The sequence below is a fragment of the Streptomyces sp. AK08-02 genome, assembly GCF_033795085.1.
GTDB classification, from domain to species: domain Bacteria; phylum Actinomycetota; class Actinomycetes; order Streptomycetales; family Streptomycetaceae; genus Streptomyces; species Streptomyces echiniscabiei.
In genome coordinates this window covers 300,530-316,774 of record NZ_JARAZV010000006.1, presented here as the reverse complement: position 1 = coordinate 316,774, position 16,245 = coordinate 300,530, and the positions used below count along the sequence as shown (strand labels likewise).

The window sequence follows — 16,245 nt, the reverse complement described above, 5'->3', positions numbered from 1 at the left end:
AGCGCAGATGCCCATGAGCGACGCGAGCGGCGGGACCGGCGGGACCGGTGGGAGTAGCGGAATCGGCAACAACGCCTTCGGCGAACGGGAGTTCGTCGGACGCCGGGGCGGTGAGGTCGTCACCCTGGTCGGCGGCTCGGTGCTCTCCACCGTCCCCGAGGCGAAACAGGCCGCGGAGAAGGCCCACCGCGAGCTTCGGTTCGACTTCCTGGACGACCGGGCGGTGCTCGACCTGCTGCACCGGCGGCACGACGACGAAGAGGACATGTTCAGGGCGGGCCTCGTGCACGGCGTGCCCCTGGCGCTCGTGGGCTCCGGTGCCGCGGTGTACTGGGGCGGAGTGGCGCAGTACTGGGAGACATCCGCCGCCCGCACGGTCTATCTGGCGATCGCGGCGGTCGTCGTCGGAACCCAATTCCTCTTCTTCGTACGCGCCGCGCTGTCGGTCTGGGGCGATCCCGTCCGGCAGAACCTGAGGGCCCGCGCGCGCGGTTACCGGGAGATCGCGCACATCGCCCGCCGGGGAGGAGCCGACGTCCCGGCTCACTACCCGCACTACGGCCCGTATCCCTTCGCGGCGAAATTCCGTCCAGAGGTGGCTGACCGCGAGGATCCGGAAGGCCACCAAATACCTCAAAGACCTGGGAGTGAAGGTTCGAATGACCACTGACACCGTCGACGAAGCCCAGCGCAGCCTCGTGGGAAGTGGCGGCGTAGAGGTTCGGTGGATCATGCCCGAGGGCTTCTTCGAGTTGCCCTTCGAGGCGGACGACCTGGACGAACTCGCGGACCAACTGGTCGACCTGGCCAAGCGGACACTCCCCGGCGCCGACGAGGAGGTGCAGCTGCAGTGGGCGGCGATGTGCGCCGCGAACTACGACGAGTTCATCGAGGCGGGTGTTCAGTACGCCGGTTTCGTCACGACGGAAGTCGACGGCGTCCGCTGTACGGCCACGGTGAACGTCAGCCTCATGGATCTGGACGAGCGGGCCGGCAGCAGTCCGGCGGGCTTCATCGCGTCCACGATGAGGCACCTGGGCCTCGGCCAGATCGGCGAAGTGCAACTGCCCTGCGGCCCGGCGGTGACGTGCGTCGGCAACCGGTCCGCCGCCGTCGACGGCAGCCTGACGGAGTCCGGCCAGGACGAGCCGATCTGGACCTCGTTCATACAGGTCCAGATACCCCTGGACAACGGAACCGCCATGGTGCTGGAGATGGGAACACCGACGATCGAGGGCTGGGACGTCTTCTCCGCCATGTTCGCCGGCGTCGTCAAGAGCGTGCGCTTCTTCGACGACGAGGGAGCGCCCCTGGTGATGCCGGGGTGAACGAGACGCAGGGGGCCGATGCCGCGCCGGCGGCCGGCCCCGTGAGCGACTCGTGGCCGGGCGCCCCCGTCGGTGACAGGACCGTCGGCGACAGGCCCGTGGGCATCCCTCGGGACTACCGGTTGCTGGTTCCGAGGGAGTGGTTCCGCATCGACCTCACCAAGGACCGCTGGCGCGCGCAGCTCAAGACCTTCGTGGACCACCAGGCGGAGGGCCGACCCGTCTCCGCCGAGCTCACGCGCAACGTATGGACCACCCTGCGCAACACCGCCGAAGCGGGCCGAGCGCGAGGCGCCCTGGAGTTCTTCCTCCTGGCGACCTTCCAGGACGGCAGCCTGCCCATGTCCCTCCTGGTGTCGTCCATGCCACTGGGCGAGACACCGGCCGACCCGCGCAAGTACGCGGCCTGGCTCGAAGTACGCCGCGGGCCCGAGGACCGACAACGGGACGAGGTGTCGGTGGTCGACCTCCCGGCGGGCCCGGCGGTACGCGTCCTCGGCGCCACGACACTGAACGTCCACGTCCGCATGCCGGGAGGGGTGGGCTACCTGACGCTTTCCTTCTCGGCGCCGGTGACGGGGATGGTCGGTCCGATGGAGCGGCTGTGCGATGCGATCGCGGGGTCCTTGGGGTGGGTGGGGTGAGAGGGGCTGTCTGCGGAAAGCCCGCTGCCGCCGGAGCGCTCTGTCAGCGCGTTCTGCCGACACGATTCCGTTGTCGGGCAGGTCTGGAAACGAGCTGCCCCATCCGTAGGATCGGTGCTCGTGCGGCCGGTTGATAGGGGAGGACATGTCGGACCAGACTGCCGATGTCGAACGTATCAAGGAGAGTGCGCGCTCACTCTCCAAGATCCACCGGGAGTTTTCCGAGAACGCGAACCCGGCCGACGGTCTCGGTGTCGACGTGCTTGGCGACCGGAGTCTGGTCGAGACCTTCGATGACTTCGGGGACAACTGGAAGATCCATCGAGAACGACTCACGGACGAGATCGAGAAGCTTTCGAAGATCCTTTCCACGGCGGCCCAGGCCTATGAGGACATCGATCACCAGCTCGCCGAGGCACTCCGAGGCACGGATAAACAGGGTGACAGCGGAAAAGGGGGTGCGAAGTGACGCGTCCTCGGGCCGGTGAATGGGCGGTTGTCGGAGAACCTTCCGACCCGATCCCCGGAGATCCGGAGGAAGTCGCCCGGCTCGGCCGCGATTTCCGTAGGACGGCGGAATCGATCAAGAAGCAGGCGGACGAGATCAAGGCGCTCTCATCCGTCGCCGCCTGGAAGAGCAAGACGGCCGACGAGTTCCGTACGCAGGCCGAAGGAGCCGAAGGAAAGCTGCGGAAGGCTTTCAGGCGATACGACGCGGCGGCGGACGCCCTCGGCGAAAAGGTGATCGACGGCGGCTCCTCGAAGGAGTACGCCTCGGAACTGCATCGCGCCCAGACCATGGCCGACAAGGCGCTCCACGACGCCCAGGACGCGGACGTGGACCAGAAGACGAGCACCGGAGCGATCGACGGGCTGCCCAAGGACACGGCGGACGACGATCCCAACCGCAAGAAGCTGGAGAAGCGCCAGGAAGCGGCGACTTCGGCGATGGAGCGCGCGAAGAGGGATCTCGAAGCCGCCAAGGATGTCCGCGATGCCGCCGTCAAGCGTGCGCGTGATGCCATTCGCACCGCGATCGACAACGACGGTCTGAAGGACGGTACGTGGGACAAGTTCAAGGACTGGGTCCACGACAATGCCGGCTGGATCAAGCAATTGGTCGACGTTCTGGGCTGGGTCGCGACTATCTGCGGAACCCTGTCACTGCTGGTCGGATGGATTCCCATTGTGGGCCAGGCGCTCGCAGCGGTTCTCGGTACGATCGCGCTGATCGCCACAGTCATCTCCCTGGTCGGCCACATCATGCTGGCCCTTGCGGGGGAGGGGAGCTGGTTCGACGTCGCGCTGGACGTCGTGGGCCTGGCCACCTTCGGTATCGGCCGGGGTGCCATCGCGGGGGCGAGAGGAGCCGCTGCTGGAGCGAAGGGTGTCGCCCGCTCGGCCGCGTTCAGAGACGCTATGGCCCAGGTGACCGCGAAGAAGGGGACTGCCGCCTACAACAAGGCAGTTCAGGCAGCGTGGAAAGAAGCGAACCGGCTGAGTGGTGGTGCACTGCGCGGCAAGGCGGGTGCGGAAGCGATCGCCGGTGCGCCCAAGGGCTGGTTCCCCGGCGCGGGGCGCTTGGCCGAGGCGTTCAGTCCCAGAGCCATCGGCAAGGAAATGGTCGACAGTTTCAAGGATCTCAAGGCGTTCAGGGATGCTGGGGATCTGTTTAAGGGGGATACCTGGTCCAGAGCCTGGGGTAATGGCATGCGTCCCAGTTTCGGCGATGCGGGACTTGACTCCCTGAGTAAGGGGATTGACGGTATCGGCGAGGCCGTGCGGTCCAGCGACGCGGTTTCCAATCTGTCCGGCGTCTTCAAGACGCAGACGCGCATCTGGATGGGTGCGACGGGCATAGCCTCGCTTACGGATGCCATGGACAAGGGTGTCATTACAGGATGGGTCGGCGACCGTCTCCGCGTCGACGGACTGGACGACGGTGTTTGGTCGGCGACCGGAATCAAGGATGCGTGGACCACAAGTGATGGCTGAGAAGTCGAAGCACGCTACGGCGCCCCGAGAGCCGGCGTTGCGGCCGAGCAGCATGCGAAGTCCCGGCCTCGACGTCGTACGCAACGCGCGAGTCTTCGCCGACGGAAACAGCCTGGTCGTACGGAATCGGCGTGGACGTGAGCGCCGGTATCCCGTAGGGGATGGCGGAGTCCGGCAAGCCGTCTTCTTTCCGCCGGCCGACGTGTGGGATACCACCATGAAAAATCCCACGGCGCGGTGGGGCGTTGTCGTTTTCCAGGATGTCGATGGACACTACGTGCTCCGGATTCCGCTCGCTCACTGGCTTCCCGAGGCGAGGGAATTGGGGACGGCGGATTTGAGTCCGCAGGCCTGCCTCAGCCGTACCGGACTGAAACAACTCTCGGACCGTCTCGGAATTCCTCTGTCGGAGAGTCCGCAGCCCTGGGGCCGAGAAGTGATCGAAAGTCCCGGAGGCGGTGGCTACGACTCGGCAGGCCAATCTGATGTACCTGTCTGGAGCGGCTGGGCCCGAGGAATTGGAATGGTCGGCTGGCTCGTCGCGCTGACCCTCTCCATCTCGCTGGATATCGGCAGTTGGGGCCTCATCGTCGCGGCGGCCTCACTCTTTTTGGTGCCCGGCAGCGATGTTGCCGTACGTGCTCTCGCCTGGTGGCGCATCCGCGGTGACGCGCGGATCGCCGATGCCGTTGTCATCAAGCCCTCTCCTGAATCCCGCGCCGGTGCCACGCGCCGGTTCCTCGAAACGGCGGCCGTGCGGGTGCTGCCCGGCGATGTCGTCCTGACGAACACCGTGGGAGAGGAGCGGTGGTATGCGCGGGGTGGGTCTCATGGCATCGCGAGGTTGGTGCGGCTGACACACCCGAAAACGGGCGCTCTCTTGGGCGTCGAACTGCGGGACGGCGAAGGCCGGGCGCGCGTGCTGTTGCCGTGGCGGTGGTGGTTCGCGGGTCCGGACGGTGACCGACGCTGGTCCGAGCTTGTGGCGGCTCTTGGACTCCCAGTGTCCGATGAGAAGTTCAAGCATGCCTCGAAAACGGAGGGCATGGCCGGTTCGGACTTTTGGTTTCGAGCACACGAACTCGCGAGCGCTGCCAGGAAGATGTCTCCGATGGAAGGCAAGGCTGCGCGCAGTGCCACCAGTTGGAGCGAGTCGGTGGCCGGAGGCAGCGAGGTGATCTTGCTCCCCATGTTCAGCGCGCTCCTCCTGGCCGGTCTCTTCTCCGACAGGGTGCCTGCTCAAGTTGCGGGAGCCTTCTCTGCCTTGACCATCGCCGCCGTGTGGGGCCCGGCTATCGCCAACCAGCTCTCCAGCCGCCTCACCCAGGACCGTCCCCATGTCTCGGAGACGTCATGACCTTGATGCCCCAGAGCGATCCCACGCCGCCTGCGGACTATCAACTACTGCTGCCAGAAGGCTGGTTCCGGGTGCACATCACCCCGGAGCGACGCGAGCAGTCGGTGGACGCCCTCGTGGAGAGGCAGTTCAAGGGCATCGACAACGCGCCCCAGATCAAGGCGCAGGCCAGACAGGAACTGATCGGGCAGGCGACCCGGGCCTTCGACGAAGGCGGCATCGAGCTCTACCTCAGTCTCCAGCAGGCAGGCCCGCTCACGGTCCCGGCTTCGCTCCTGGTGGCTCTGGGCCTTCCTCCTCAGGGAGGGCGCCTTCCCGCCCTGCACGACATCGCCGACCGACTGGCCGCCGAGGGGAAGGACAGTCGGGAGGTGTCGGTCGTCGAGCTCGCGGCAGGGCCGGCGCTGCGGATCCGCGAGGAATACGACCCGGCTCGCGACCGCCCGCCCGTAGCGGCGGACAAGGAAGCGGAGTACGCCCTGCCGTCCGTAACACTGGACTACCAGGTGCAGGTACCGAGGGCCGAGGCGATCCTGCTCCTCACCTTCTCCACGCCACTCATCCAGATCGCCGACGCCATGGTCGATCTCTTCGACGCGGTCGCCGGATCTCTCAGCTGGACGGACAGCGCATGAGTGAGCTGCGGGAATGCGGAATCGTCTGCCCGACGGACTGGGTGGAACTCGCGATCGAGCCGACCGACAACGTCAAGCGCTGGGCCAGGAGCACGGCCGCCGATCTCCGGAAGCGATGCCGGGCGGCGGGGTACGACGTGGACGCCAAGGTGTTGGAGAGAGACCTCAGCGCGCGGACGGAGGACAGCCGACGACGCGACCCCTTCTACGCCTTCGCCCTCTACCCGGACGGCTTCGAGAGCGCGTTGGCCACCCTGGAGATCGACCTCATCCATCCGGACGCGGTGGTACCCCGGATCACCTTGGACTGGCTCGCCGAGACGTTCAGCGCCCACGACTTCGGCCCGCCCCTGATCACCCACACCGAAGTTCCCATCGGGCCTGCCGTTCGTATCCGGCAGAACTTTGCCGCGGAGGCTCCCTCGACAGACGGCTCCGGCGTTCTGCTGGAGACGCTTACGTACGGAGTGCTGCCGACGGGTGCCGAGAGCGCGTTGGTGTTCCTCATGTCCTGGACCGTGCCGGGAATCGCCGACGAGATGGAGGATGCTGCGGCGGGCATCGTGAAGACGCTGTCCGTGACCTTCTGACCGAGGAGGAGGGGCGAGACCATGGCGGCGAACATGTCCCGAACCGAGGCACAGCCAAAGCCTCCGGATGCTTTGGAGGCTCCGGATGAGGTCTCCTGGCGGCGGATCACGATGATCCGCTGGTCTCTCTGCGCCCTCACCTGCGCCGGCGGCTCCGCAGGACTGGGCTGGCTGGTCCCGGCGGCACCCCTACGGAACCCGTACGGCGGCGCGGCACTCCTGCTGGCGTGGATCGTGCTGCCGTTCGCGACGGTCCTGATCCCCGTGCTGTGGCTGCGCCGGGCTCCCCTCCGACAGCGAAAGGTCGCCTGGCAGTTCATCGTGCCCGTCGTCGCGGGAGTTGTACTGGGCGTACTCGGCAAACAGGCGGGCGACCAGGCCGCCCTGGCGGACCGCGGCCGGTGGACCGAGGCCGTGGTCGTGCACAAGGAGAAGGACAAGACCGACAGCTGCCTGATGCGGGCATCCGACGGGCCCGCGATCTGGCCTTCCCTCTCGGAGGGCGACGGCTGCAGGGCGTGGGTGTCGGAGGGGGCAACACTGCGCATCCGGTACGACCCCGAGGGCGTCGCCCGACCGGTCGAGCGCCCGGACACCACGTCGTACGGGGAGTTGCTCGCTTACCTGATGGTGGCGGCCGTGGCGATGGGTACGTGGGGCGGCGTACGGCAGAGCCGATGGGACCGGGAGTACGACGCCGGGGGCGAGCGGGGCTGACGCGTCTGCGACCACCAAACCAGTGCCATGACCGGATACGTTTACCGAGGTCAAGTGATCTGCGGGTGCCTGTGGAACCACCGCTCCCCGGTTCCGATTTGCCGCAGGGCTGAACGACCTGTTTGCGTGGTTGTAATCAACTTGCTGCCCGCCCCGTCGGGCGGGCAGGGTCTGAATCATGCTTGAACTACGCACCTTGGAAGCAGACGACTGGCCCCTTTGGCGGGAGTTGCGACTGGCCGCGCTTGCTGAGGCGCCCTATGCGTTCGGATCGACGCTGGCCCAGTGGGAGGGCTCCGGCGACCGAGAGGAACGCTGGCGTGCCCGTCTGTCGATTCCTGGCGCGCACGATCTCATCGCGCTCCTCGACGGCCTTCCGACGGGCATGGCCAGCGGAGTGCCGGGCGAGGGTGCAGAGAACGCGGAGTTGATCTCGATGTGGGTAAGTCCAACAGCTCGGGGCAAGGGCGTGGGTGACCACCTGATCCAGGCGGTCGAGCGGTGGGCGGCGGCGCGCGGTGCCACGACGCTGCGGTTGTCCGTCATGCCGGACAACCGCAGGGCGACCGCGCTCTATGAGCGGCACGGCTTCACGGACACGGGTGAGCCTGGCGATCTTCTGCCCGATGGCGTGGGCAGGGAGCGGGTCATGGCGAAGAGCCTGGCCGCTGTCTGATCTCCGCATCCGGGCACGGCGAGATCTCTCACTTGATCAGGCTGCGGCGGCGAGGGGGCGTCCGCCCCCGCGCATGCCCTTCTCGCTGCGGATGCGGGCGCGTTCCCGGCGTTGTACGGCGAGTATGCCGGGGCGGCGGGCATTGGCATTGCGCCGGCGCAGGTAGGCGTGCGGCGCCCGGGTCTGCACCGGGTGATTCGGATGGTTGGAGTTGGCCAGGGTCCCAGGCCGCGTCCGTCTTCCCAGTGCGGGAATTGGGTCGAGGTACTCAAGACCGGCGGCTCACGCACGGGCGTCTGACCGCCCGCTTCGCAGTTCGGCGCAGGGAGGATTGGCTGGCTCGGCTTCCGCGTTCCCTGAGCTCAGGGAACCCAGATCGCCAGGGAGTGCGCGAGGTTCTCCAGGTCCTCGGAGGCGCTCAGGAGGCGCGGAAGATCCTCGACAGCCGTCCACATCACTACGTCGGCCCCATGCTCCTCGACCTGCCACGCGTAACGTACGCAGGCGAGCAGATGCGGGGAGTCGTCCTGGGGGACGTACCGGAAAGTGGTCAAGCCTTCTCCCAGCCGCTCGGCCTTGAACGTCTTGACGACCGGCGGCTCGACGGCCTCCGGATCGTCTGCCAGGGTCAGGGCCCGAAGAGTCTCCTCGCGGGGGCGCTGGGCCGGCCCGATGGCCACGCAGACGGGGATCGGCAGGTCGGTGGGGTGGTCGAGGTGTAGAAAGAGCCAGTGCTGTGACCCTGGCGGGCAGAAGGACTCGGCGCAGCGAGTGAGGGTCATGCCTACGAAGTCCACGCCGTTGGGACCGGGGTCAAGCTCACGGTCCGCCCAGAGGTCCTCAGCTCTTTCTTGGCACCACGCCTGGATGTCGTCCCACTCTTCAAATGGGGCCAAAGGCCCTCCACGCGGCGGAAGAATGACCCACGGGTAGGCATCGACGTACTCGATGTCGATGATCGGCCAGAACTCGCTCATCCCTGCCTCCAGCGTCAGTTGGCCATCACGCCTGCTTATTGATCTGGAGACCCCGGGCGAAGTCGTCGATGGCGTCGAAAGAGGCTTCCAGGAGTGCGGGGTCGTCGTAGTGGCCTTTGAGGGCCAGGTCGATGTTGTGGGCCGCGTCATTCCAGGCGTATGTGACCGAGAGCATCAGCGCGCCATCCGGGCCGGTCCAACTGCGCAGGCAGCGCAGGCCTTCGCCGAAGTGAGGCGAGACGAAGGTGACTGTCTCCACGCGGTTGCTGGCGACAGCGCCGGTCGGATCGGGCTCGGCCAGCATGCTCAGATGCAGTGGACTGTGCTCCTCGTCGCAGACGAACTGCTTGGTGAAGAAGACCAGCGGAGCGGCCTGAGGCGGCATTGGCCCGAAGATGAACGCCTGGTCGGCCTCCACCCGGTCGCGCAGCATCGCTGCCGAGCCCTCAAGGAACTTCTTCATTTGCCGCTTCTCACGCCAGGTGAGCCTGCGCCTGTGCAGTAGTGCGCTCGCGTCGAGTTGGAGATCCAGCCACTGCGCGAACTCCGACTTGGTGACGCCCAGCGGCATGTGGAACCAGAGGGCCGGATCGGAGTCGGTCTCGACGATCATCATGCGTAGCTCCAGCGGAAAGTGGTCATCACGGCGTCGAAAAGTTCGACCAGAGTTTCGGTGAACTCGATATCCGTACCGGGGGTGATCAGAGTGCTGAAGGAGAACGTCAGCCACTGGGCGGGGGTGCTGTTCGGAATCGGCACGGTGTACTGCACCCGCCAGGACGGCACCTCGACGCCCTTCGCGGGTCGGGCAGGCAGCTTCTGCAGAGTGCGTATGGCGGCGGTTCCGTCGAGTTCCCGCGCGGAGGCATCCTCGGAGTCCCGGGCGAGATCGATCAGTACGGCCTCGGGTTCGGAGGCCCCCGTCGGTGAACCCAACGGCTCCGAGGCGACAAATGAGGCCGGAATCAACATTCCGTGCATCCGCTCTACGGGCAGATAAAGTGTCAGACCGCTGGAATTGCGAGTCTGCCGAACAGCCTGCTTAAGCTCTTTCGTGAGCCGCAGCCTTGCCTGCGGGATGTCGTCCTTCGGGAATCCGACAGGGAGTTGGGATACGGATTTTCGTACGATCCGTTGGATGGCCTCTCGCGTTCCGCTTTGGAGCGGGATGCTGTCCCAGCCGGGTGGCGGGACCAGATTGAATCCGTTGGGTACGTGGTCGGATTCCACTTCGATGATGTTTTCAGGATGTGCCACGGCTGTTCCGAATCTTCTCTGCGGCGGAAGTCGCGCCGACGAGCACGGTGAACAGCGGGCCCCCGATGATTCCGGGCCAGAAGGAGCTGATGAGGCTGGGCACCAGGAGAGCCCAACCCATAGCGAGGTCGCGGGTCAGCAAGGGGGGTCGCTTGCTGGGTGCGGGATTCTTGAAAAGGATCCACAGGAGATGGGCCAGGCAGCCCGCCAACCCGGCCCAGTAGATCCAGAAGAGTACGTCGCGACCCGCCCCGGGTAGCAGAAGCGAGATTCCGATCAGTGGGACGACGGACACCAGGGCGCCGATGATGGTCACCCGCACTGCGAAATTCGCGCCGGTGCCCAACTGTTCCCTGAGTGACTCAGCCATTTCTCCTGCTTTCCTCTTCGTGTATGCCGGTGTTCCGGGCGGGTTTCCGAGTTTTCACCAATGGGTGTCCGCCGCAGGCATCCAGCCGCTTTCCTTCCAGGTGTTGTAGCCGTCGTTGTACGGCTTGTCCCCAGGAACCAGGTGATGCTTGTCCAGCCAGCCGATGGAGTCGCTCTTACTCAGCGACTTGTCCACGATGTCGACGCCCATACCGGTGTAGGTGGCGAACATGGACGCTCCGTATCCCACGTGCCCGAGTTTGGAAGCACCTCCCGACACGGCATCAGAGAAAACATCCTTGTTCGCGCGGAGCTGTCCGAACAGTCCGGCTGCCTCGTCGTCTCCCAGATGCGCCCATTTGGCGAGCGCGGACACCTCGGTCGGCCCCTTGGAGACAAGGCCGGTATCCCCGGAGATCTTCTTCAGAGCGAAATTGCGCAGGTCGGAGAAGAACTTCCGAGATACGTCGTCCTGAGCGCCCGCCATGGCTTTGCTCAGATCGTTCAGCATTCCCTTGTGCGACCTGAGGCCTGCTTTGAGCCCGGCGGTCCGGCTGGCCTGGGCCGCAGTGCTGGTTACCTTGTTCGCACCCTTCAGCATGTTGATGCCACCGCGACCGATGCCCATCAGGAGCAGCCCGCCGACGTCGAACGCCAAGTCGGTCCAGGAGGCGTCACCGGAGGCGACCAGCATGGATCTGGCCGCGATGGTCAGCAGGGCGATGCCGAGGACCAGTAGATTCAGGCCGGGAATCCAGATGGCGACGATGCCGGCGATGGTGGCAGCCCAGCCCAGCGCGTCGAGGACGGTCTTGATCCAGTCCGCATTGTCATGGAACCAGCCCTTGACGTTGTCCCACCACGAATCCTCGATGACATCGTCGATCTCATCCTTGATCTTGCGCGCGTGATGGCTGGCGCGGTCGTCGCGATCGCCGGTGATGGTGTCCAGCTGGTTCCGGTATGTCTGCAAAGGATCTTCGGTTTCGCTGCTGCCGGAAGGCTTCGAAGAGTCCCTGTCGCTGGCATCGGTTGCCTTGGCCTTCTCGGCCTCGATCTCGTCCTGCTTCTCCTTGGCCCGGTGAAGAACCTTGTCGGCTTCGCTCTGGAAGTCATCCAATTCATTGGCCCAGGTGGTGAGATGGCCGTGGACGCGCTCGTAGCGGCTGGCAACCTCCCGCAGGTGCTTCTCCAGCGTGCCGGAGTCTTCGCGTAGGCGATTGACGTACTTGCCCTTGAGCTTGTCCTCGTTACTGATGGCCTGGAGGCTCTTCGCCTGGTCCCGGAGTTTTCTGGCGACCGACACCATGTGTCGGACCTCGGCGCGGATCTCCTCCGGATCGCCGGGCACTGGGTCGGAGTCGCGGAGCGGCTGCCAGTCGACGGGGCGGCGCTTCGATGTAGCTGTCGTCACTTCTTCGGCTTCTTCTCGTCGCGCTTGCTCAGCTGCTTCTCAAGGTCCTCGAACGCCTTCTTGGTACCGGCCACGAGCTCGCCGACCGAAGTGATGCCTTCGACGAGCTTGGTGCGATAGTCGTCCCAGTTGTCCACGAACTTGTCCATGGCATCGGCGATCGTGCCGGAACCCCAGTGGCGACGCATGTCGTCACGACGGTTCTCGAGGTCCTCGAATTCCTTCTTCAGCTGGCCGAGCTTCCGTTCGGACTTCGCAAGAAACTCGAAGTCGACTGTCAGGTCCGGTTCTGCCACCCGTGTTTCCCCCTGTGTGTGGTGTGACGACCCTGTGTTCGCCCGTTGACCGCAGTCGTAGAAGCCCTGTTCGTGGAGGCGGTGCTTTTGGGTCGCCGGTCTTCCAGTCTCGTAGGCCAGCGACACGTCACCGGGAAAGGACAGAACAGGGCGGGCGACATCATGAAGCGGGACTCTGCGAGGCTGGTGACTTCGTCCCGATGCCCCGCCACCGGCCATCAGCGGCAGGGCTCTGGTCGTGGGAGGCGCTGCGTCAACGGGCAAGGAGCGGCGCTTCAAGATGGGCTCCCTGTGAGACAGGTGTCGCGTGGTCAGCACGATCTCCGTGGCGTACTGCGAAGGACGTCGGCACAGGTCGAGCTGCCAGGGCAGGGTACGGGGGCCGTGTCGTCGGCGCTGGCCCACACGACCGGGGAAGTCGTCGACCTCGTTCTCCCGCTCCTCCAGTTTTCCGCGTCCCGGTTCGGGATTGACCGTACTGTCGCCCAACAGGTCGGAGAGGATGCCTCCGACCACGGCGAAGACACCGGAGACTCCGTGCCTACATGTACTCCGGCTCTCCCGGGGAGGCCGCGCACAGCGAACGCGGGTCCGGCGGGCCAGTTCCGTTTGGACGTCAGCGGTTGACAGCCTGGATCTCCTGCACGGTGATCGCCTGCTCGCTGCCGAACGTGCCGTCGGGCAGGTCTCCGCCAGCCCCGCCGGTGCCGGTCCAGGCGATGTCCCAGGTGATGGTCGCCCTCAGCTTGTATGTCCCGTCGGCCGAGGAGCGGAGGTACTTGAGCCCGCACGGTGGTGTCTGGTTCGACTTGCCCCGGGCGTAGGGCTCGCCGATGGAGCCGTCGGCGTTGATGGTGCACTCTCCGGAGGCCGGGTAGGTCTCGGCGTCCGAAGTGCCCGGCTCCAGCTTGAGGGACACCGGCTTCGCGGTGGTCGTGGCCTGGATGTTGAACCCCGGGGCGTTGAGGGCCGCCGTGGCCTGGACCTCGTCGAAGACGGCCTTGTTCAGCCAGGCCCAAGTCGGCAGGTTCACCTTGGTGCTGGCCGCGGGGGCCAACGTGACCTTGGTGTCCGGGAGTTGCATGTGCTGGTAGGCGAGTCCGGCGAGTATCTCCGGGCTGATGGCCTGTTCGTACCGAGCGGGAGGGGCGTCGCCGTTCTCGACCCAGAAGGGCAGGTCGGTGCACGAGGTCCGCTTGAGAACGTCCGGCTCGTCGGGGTTTTCGACGCCGGCCCAGAACATCCCGTCGCCGTCCTTGTCGACGTTGTAGTCCTTGTAGCCGGGGGTGTCGGTCCAGCCGTAGTCGTCCTCGTAGTGGCGCTGTACGTCGCCGAGCGCCGAGCCTGCGGTGCCTCCCATGCCGGGAGTGTTCAGAGAGTCCTTGAGGCTCTTGGACATCTCCGCCTTGAAGTCCTTGGCGCCGAGGTAGGGGGCGTACCAGCAGGCTGGGGGCGTCCAGTTGACGTCGGCCGGGGTTACGTTTCCGGCGCGGCCGCCCTTGGCAACTGAGCCGGAGTACTGGATCTTGGCGGCGGCGTAGATGCCGGTGCTGTCGCTGCCGCCCTGCTGGTTGGCACTGGAGCCCTGGCCGTTGCTCGACGGCTCTGCCGCGTAGACCGGTTCCGTGAGGACGAGGGTGCCGAGGGCCAGCGTCAGAGCAACGGTGCTGGTGCTGAGAGCCGTACGCCGTGTACTGCTCACCGGCACTTCTCCGCCTTCGTCTCGACGAAGACCTTCGACGCCTGCCACAGGTCCTTACCTGTGGGGAACTTGACCATCACGATCTTGAAGTAGTCATAGTCCGCGAGGCTGGGCGTGCTTGTCAGAACCTTCCCCGTCTTGACCTCCTTGCCGTAGAACTTGCTTGAGTCAACACAGAACGCAACCTCCACCGAGTTGCCGTTCGCGGCGGACCGGGTGGTTGCCTGGTAGTGCCGCCGTGTGCCGGTGGCCGTCCAGCCACCGTCGACCCTGCTGGCGATCTGTACCTGCGCGTAGTGCAGCCCGTCGCCCGTGGAATAGGCGGCCACCGCCGCGTCCTTGCTCGTGCGCTTGTCGACGCCGTGGTAGATGGCCCGGATGTAGTTGGCGGCGTCGTCCATCGCGGCCGCTTCGTTCTTGTTGCTCGGCTTGGTCCAGTCGAAGACCAGGTTGATGTCCTTGGGCAGGGACACGTCCACGCCGTCCGGGTTCTTCTCTGCTGTGGGTGCCGAGGGTTCCGCCGACTTCGTCGGTGTCGCCGGGGTCTGTTCGGCGCCGGCGATCTTGTCGTTGTCGGTGGACTTGTCGTCTCCGCTGCCGCAGGCCGTCAGCAGCAGGGCTGCGGTTGCGGTGAACGCGGCGGCAACGGGCAAAGAGCGGCGCTTCAAGGTGGGCTCCCCGTGAGATGTCGATACAGCTGAGAGCTCTGACGGTATCCGGGGGGTCTGCTGTCCTGCCACGCTGGACCGCCCTCCCGGCGGGGGTGTTTGTGAATCTATAAGGGCGAATTCGATAGGTCCTGTGCCCTGATCGTGTTCACCAGGAGAAGCACTTCGCTGCGGGCAAGGGGAGAGCAGCCGGAGCCCCGCCCGGTTCGTCGGCCTTCGGGGGGTCCGTCGAGGAAGCTGTCAGGGCTGGAGAAACGGCGTGCCCGCGTCCAGTCCCGAGATCACCCGTCCGTACAGCTCCAGGTGGCCGCCGGGTTCACGAACGAGTGAAGGCCCAGGGCGTGGAGGTTCGCAAGCGGACACGGCACCCGGGGTGGACTCCGCCCTCGCGGCCCTCGTACGACGGAGGCGGTGTCATCTTCTGGGGGAGCCGGCCAAGGGGCGTGGCACGGACCCTCCCCGGGTCCCGCCGGGTGTCGCGTGAGCGAATCGTGCAGGCCTCATGGGAGACCCGTGGCGACGGGTGGGAGTCGGGTGGGGGCGGTGGCCCGGGTTGTCTGACCTGCGGATGTCGGGTGGGCAACAGATTCGCGCGTGCACAGTAGGTGCTCCATGCGCATCCCCGTGTCCAACCGGCAACCGTACGGCCATGGTTGCGCGTGAATAACGTTGTGCCCCTCGCTGTTCACGATTCAGAACGCGCCTTGAGGGGCTTATGTGCGGCTGATACGGTGCCATGGCTTGACACTCACTCCAGCGCTGGCTAGTTGGCCGGATCGGGCGGTACGTCCGGCAAGGGTGTATCGCGCACTTCGCGAGTGAAGTGTCCTATTTGGCACTTAAATTGGCAGAATTTTTCTTGGGTGTACGGGGAGCTGTTGCGTGAAGATCCAAGAGCGTACGGGTGCGGGCGGCGGCCGTTCCTCGGTGCCCGCTCCGCCGATGTCCGGCGAGCGACTCCCGACGCCGCCTCGCGAGCGCAAACCGGCTCTTGCCGCTCTCGCGGTGCTGCTGATTCTTCTCGGCGCGCTGGGCGCGACGACGCTGGTGCTGCGGGCGGGGGATCGGATCGAGGTCATCAAGGTGACCGCTGAGATCCCGGCCGGAGGGTCGGTCAGCAAGGCCAACACGACGGCTGTCATGGTCGCGGCCGACACTGGCATCAACTATGTCGAGTGGACCCAGCTGGACACTCTCAAGACCCTCAAGGCCCGGTCCACGATCTATGAGGGCACGGTCGTCATGGGGCAGATGTTCGGCTCCGACGGGGGCGTTGCTGCCGGTCAGGCCACCGTCGGGCTCTCCCTCAAAGAGGGGCAGTACCCGACCGGTATCAAGGCTGGAGACCTTGTCGCCGCATACCGAGTCGGCAGCACCACGGGTACTGGCTCCAGCACTGGTTCCAGCGGCTCCTCGTCGTCCGGCGCCGGCACCACCGTGATCGTGGACAAGGCGAAGGTCACCTTCGTTCAGAACACCAAGGACAGTGACGTGATAAGCAGCACCAACCTGCCCGTCACCCTCACCGTCGACGCCGCCAAGGCCGCCGATCTCGCGCAGGCCGCCGCCGCCGGTCAAGTGGCTCTCGTGCTCATCCCCAGCAGCTGAAGGCGGCACCGG

Annotated in this window: 19 protein-coding genes and 1 pseudogene; 11 read left to right on the top strand and 9 right to left on the bottom strand. The window is 65.9% G+C overall.

Going from position 1 to position 16,245, the window contains the following annotated elements:
- The first annotated feature begins 13 nt into the window (after window positions 1–13).
- The 10 genes from PV734_RS14895 to PV734_RS14850 all read left to right on the top strand — a co-directional run bounded on the left by PV734_RS14895 (window position 14) and on the right by PV734_RS14850 (window position 7,942).
- The gene (locus PV734_RS14895; protein WP_319090539.1) at window positions 14–670 is read left to right on the top strand and encodes a hypothetical protein; all 657 of its coding nucleotides are present in this window, start codon (window positions 14–16) and stop codon (window positions 668–670) included.
- Entirely contained in the window at window positions 660–1,328 is a 669-nt protein-coding gene (locus PV734_RS14890; protein ID WP_319289781.1) for a hypothetical protein, read from the top strand. The genes PV734_RS14895 and PV734_RS14890 overlap by 11 nt, the downstream gene beginning before the upstream one ends.
- A complete protein-coding gene (locus PV734_RS14885; protein ID WP_319289779.1) occupies window positions 1,325–1,972 on the top strand; it encodes a hypothetical protein in 648 nt (215 codons plus the stop codon). Before PV734_RS14890 ends, PV734_RS14885 begins: the two co-directional genes overlap by 4 nt.
- Before the next feature lie 145 nt (window positions 1,973–2,117).
- A complete protein-coding gene (locus PV734_RS14880; protein WP_319090536.1) occupies window positions 2,118–2,441 on the top strand; it encodes a hypothetical protein in 324 nt (107 codons plus the stop codon).
- Window positions 2,438–3,967, top strand: coding sequence for a putative T7SS-secreted protein (locus PV734_RS14875; protein WP_319289777.1), 1,530 nt, complete (start codon window positions 2,438–2,440; stop codon window positions 3,965–3,967). Before PV734_RS14880 ends, PV734_RS14875 begins: the two co-directional genes overlap by 4 nt.
- 217 nt (window positions 3,968–4,184) lie before the next feature.
- A complete protein-coding gene (locus PV734_RS14870; RefSeq protein WP_319289775.1) occupies window positions 4,185–5,324 on the top strand; it encodes a hypothetical protein in 1,140 nt (379 codons plus the stop codon).
- Window positions 5,321–5,959: a hypothetical protein gene (locus tag PV734_RS14865; protein WP_319289773.1), complete on the top strand. Its 639-nt coding sequence runs from the start codon at window positions 5,321–5,323 to the stop codon at window positions 5,957–5,959. Before PV734_RS14870 ends, PV734_RS14865 begins: the two co-directional genes overlap by 4 nt.
- Window positions 5,956–6,549, top strand: coding sequence for a hypothetical protein (locus PV734_RS14860; RefSeq protein ID WP_319090532.1), 594 nt, complete (start codon window positions 5,956–5,958; stop codon window positions 6,547–6,549). The genes PV734_RS14865 and PV734_RS14860 overlap by 4 nt, the downstream gene beginning before the upstream one ends.
- Before the next feature lie 111 nt (window positions 6,550–6,660).
- Window positions 6,661–7,266, top strand: a complete 606-nt coding sequence (locus PV734_RS14855) for a hypothetical protein (RefSeq protein WP_319289771.1) — start codon at window positions 6,661–6,663, stop codon at window positions 7,264–7,266.
- A 178-nt stretch (window positions 7,267–7,444) separates the two neighbouring features.
- A complete protein-coding gene (locus PV734_RS14850; RefSeq protein WP_319090530.1) occupies window positions 7,445–7,942 on the top strand; it encodes a GNAT family N-acetyltransferase in 498 nt (165 codons plus the stop codon).
- Window positions 7,943–7,978: 36 nt separating this feature from the next.
- Here PV734_RS14850 and PV734_RS14845 read toward each other — a convergent pair.
- The 9 genes and pseudogenes from PV734_RS14845 to PV734_RS14805 all read right to left on the bottom strand — a co-directional run.
- Window positions 7,979–8,209 (bottom strand): annotated as a pseudogene (locus PV734_RS14845) (IS630 family transposase); the annotation flags it as partial.
- Window positions 8,210–8,304: 95 nt separating this feature from the next.
- Window positions 8,305–8,919 carry a hypothetical protein gene (locus PV734_RS14840; RefSeq protein ID WP_319090529.1) on the bottom strand — a complete coding sequence of 205 codons (615 nt, stop codon included), beginning with the start codon at window positions 8,917–8,919 and terminating at the stop codon, window positions 8,305–8,307.
- 25 nt (window positions 8,920–8,944) lie between these two features.
- Window positions 8,945–9,535 carry a hypothetical protein gene (locus tag PV734_RS14835; protein ID WP_319090528.1) on the bottom strand — a complete coding sequence of 197 codons (591 nt, stop codon included), beginning with the start codon at window positions 9,533–9,535 and terminating at the stop codon, window positions 8,945–8,947.
- Window positions 9,532–10,176, bottom strand: a complete 645-nt coding sequence (locus tag PV734_RS14830) for a hypothetical protein (RefSeq protein WP_319090527.1) — start codon at window positions 10,174–10,176, stop codon at window positions 9,532–9,534. The genes PV734_RS14835 and PV734_RS14830 overlap by 4 nt, the downstream gene beginning before the upstream one ends.
- Window positions 10,163–10,546 carry a hypothetical protein gene (locus PV734_RS14825; protein ID WP_319090526.1) on the bottom strand — a complete coding sequence of 128 codons (384 nt, stop codon included), beginning with the start codon at window positions 10,544–10,546 and terminating at the stop codon, window positions 10,163–10,165. The genes PV734_RS14830 and PV734_RS14825 overlap by 14 nt, the downstream gene beginning before the upstream one ends.
- A gap of 54 nt (window positions 10,547–10,600) precedes the next feature.
- Complete coding sequence (locus PV734_RS14820; RefSeq protein WP_319090525.1) at window positions 10,601–11,959, bottom strand: hypothetical protein; 1,359 nt, start codon at window positions 11,957–11,959, stop codon at window positions 10,601–10,603.
- A complete protein-coding gene (locus PV734_RS14815) occupies window positions 11,956–12,255 on the bottom strand; it encodes a hypothetical protein (RefSeq protein WP_319289769.1) in 300 nt (99 codons plus the stop codon). The genes PV734_RS14820 and PV734_RS14815 overlap by 4 nt, the downstream gene beginning before the upstream one ends.
- Before the next feature lie 616 nt (window positions 12,256–12,871).
- Complete coding sequence (locus PV734_RS14810) at window positions 12,872–13,957, bottom strand: hypothetical protein (protein ID WP_415924206.1); 1,086 nt, start codon at window positions 13,955–13,957, stop codon at window positions 12,872–12,874.
- Window positions 13,954–14,625 (bottom strand): hypothetical protein, encoded by a 672-nt coding sequence (locus PV734_RS14805; RefSeq protein WP_319289765.1) that lies wholly within the window; start codon window positions 14,623–14,625, stop codon window positions 13,954–13,956. The genes PV734_RS14810 and PV734_RS14805 overlap by 4 nt, the downstream gene beginning before the upstream one ends.
- Window positions 14,626–15,507: 882 nt before the next feature.
- Between PV734_RS14805 and PV734_RS14800 the strand changes: the two genes are divergently transcribed.
- Window positions 15,508–16,233 carry a hypothetical protein gene (locus PV734_RS14800; RefSeq protein ID WP_319090521.1) on the top strand — a complete coding sequence of 242 codons (726 nt, stop codon included), beginning with the start codon at window positions 15,508–15,510 and terminating at the stop codon, window positions 16,231–16,233.
- The last annotated feature ends 12 nt before the right edge of the window (window positions 16,234–16,245 follow it).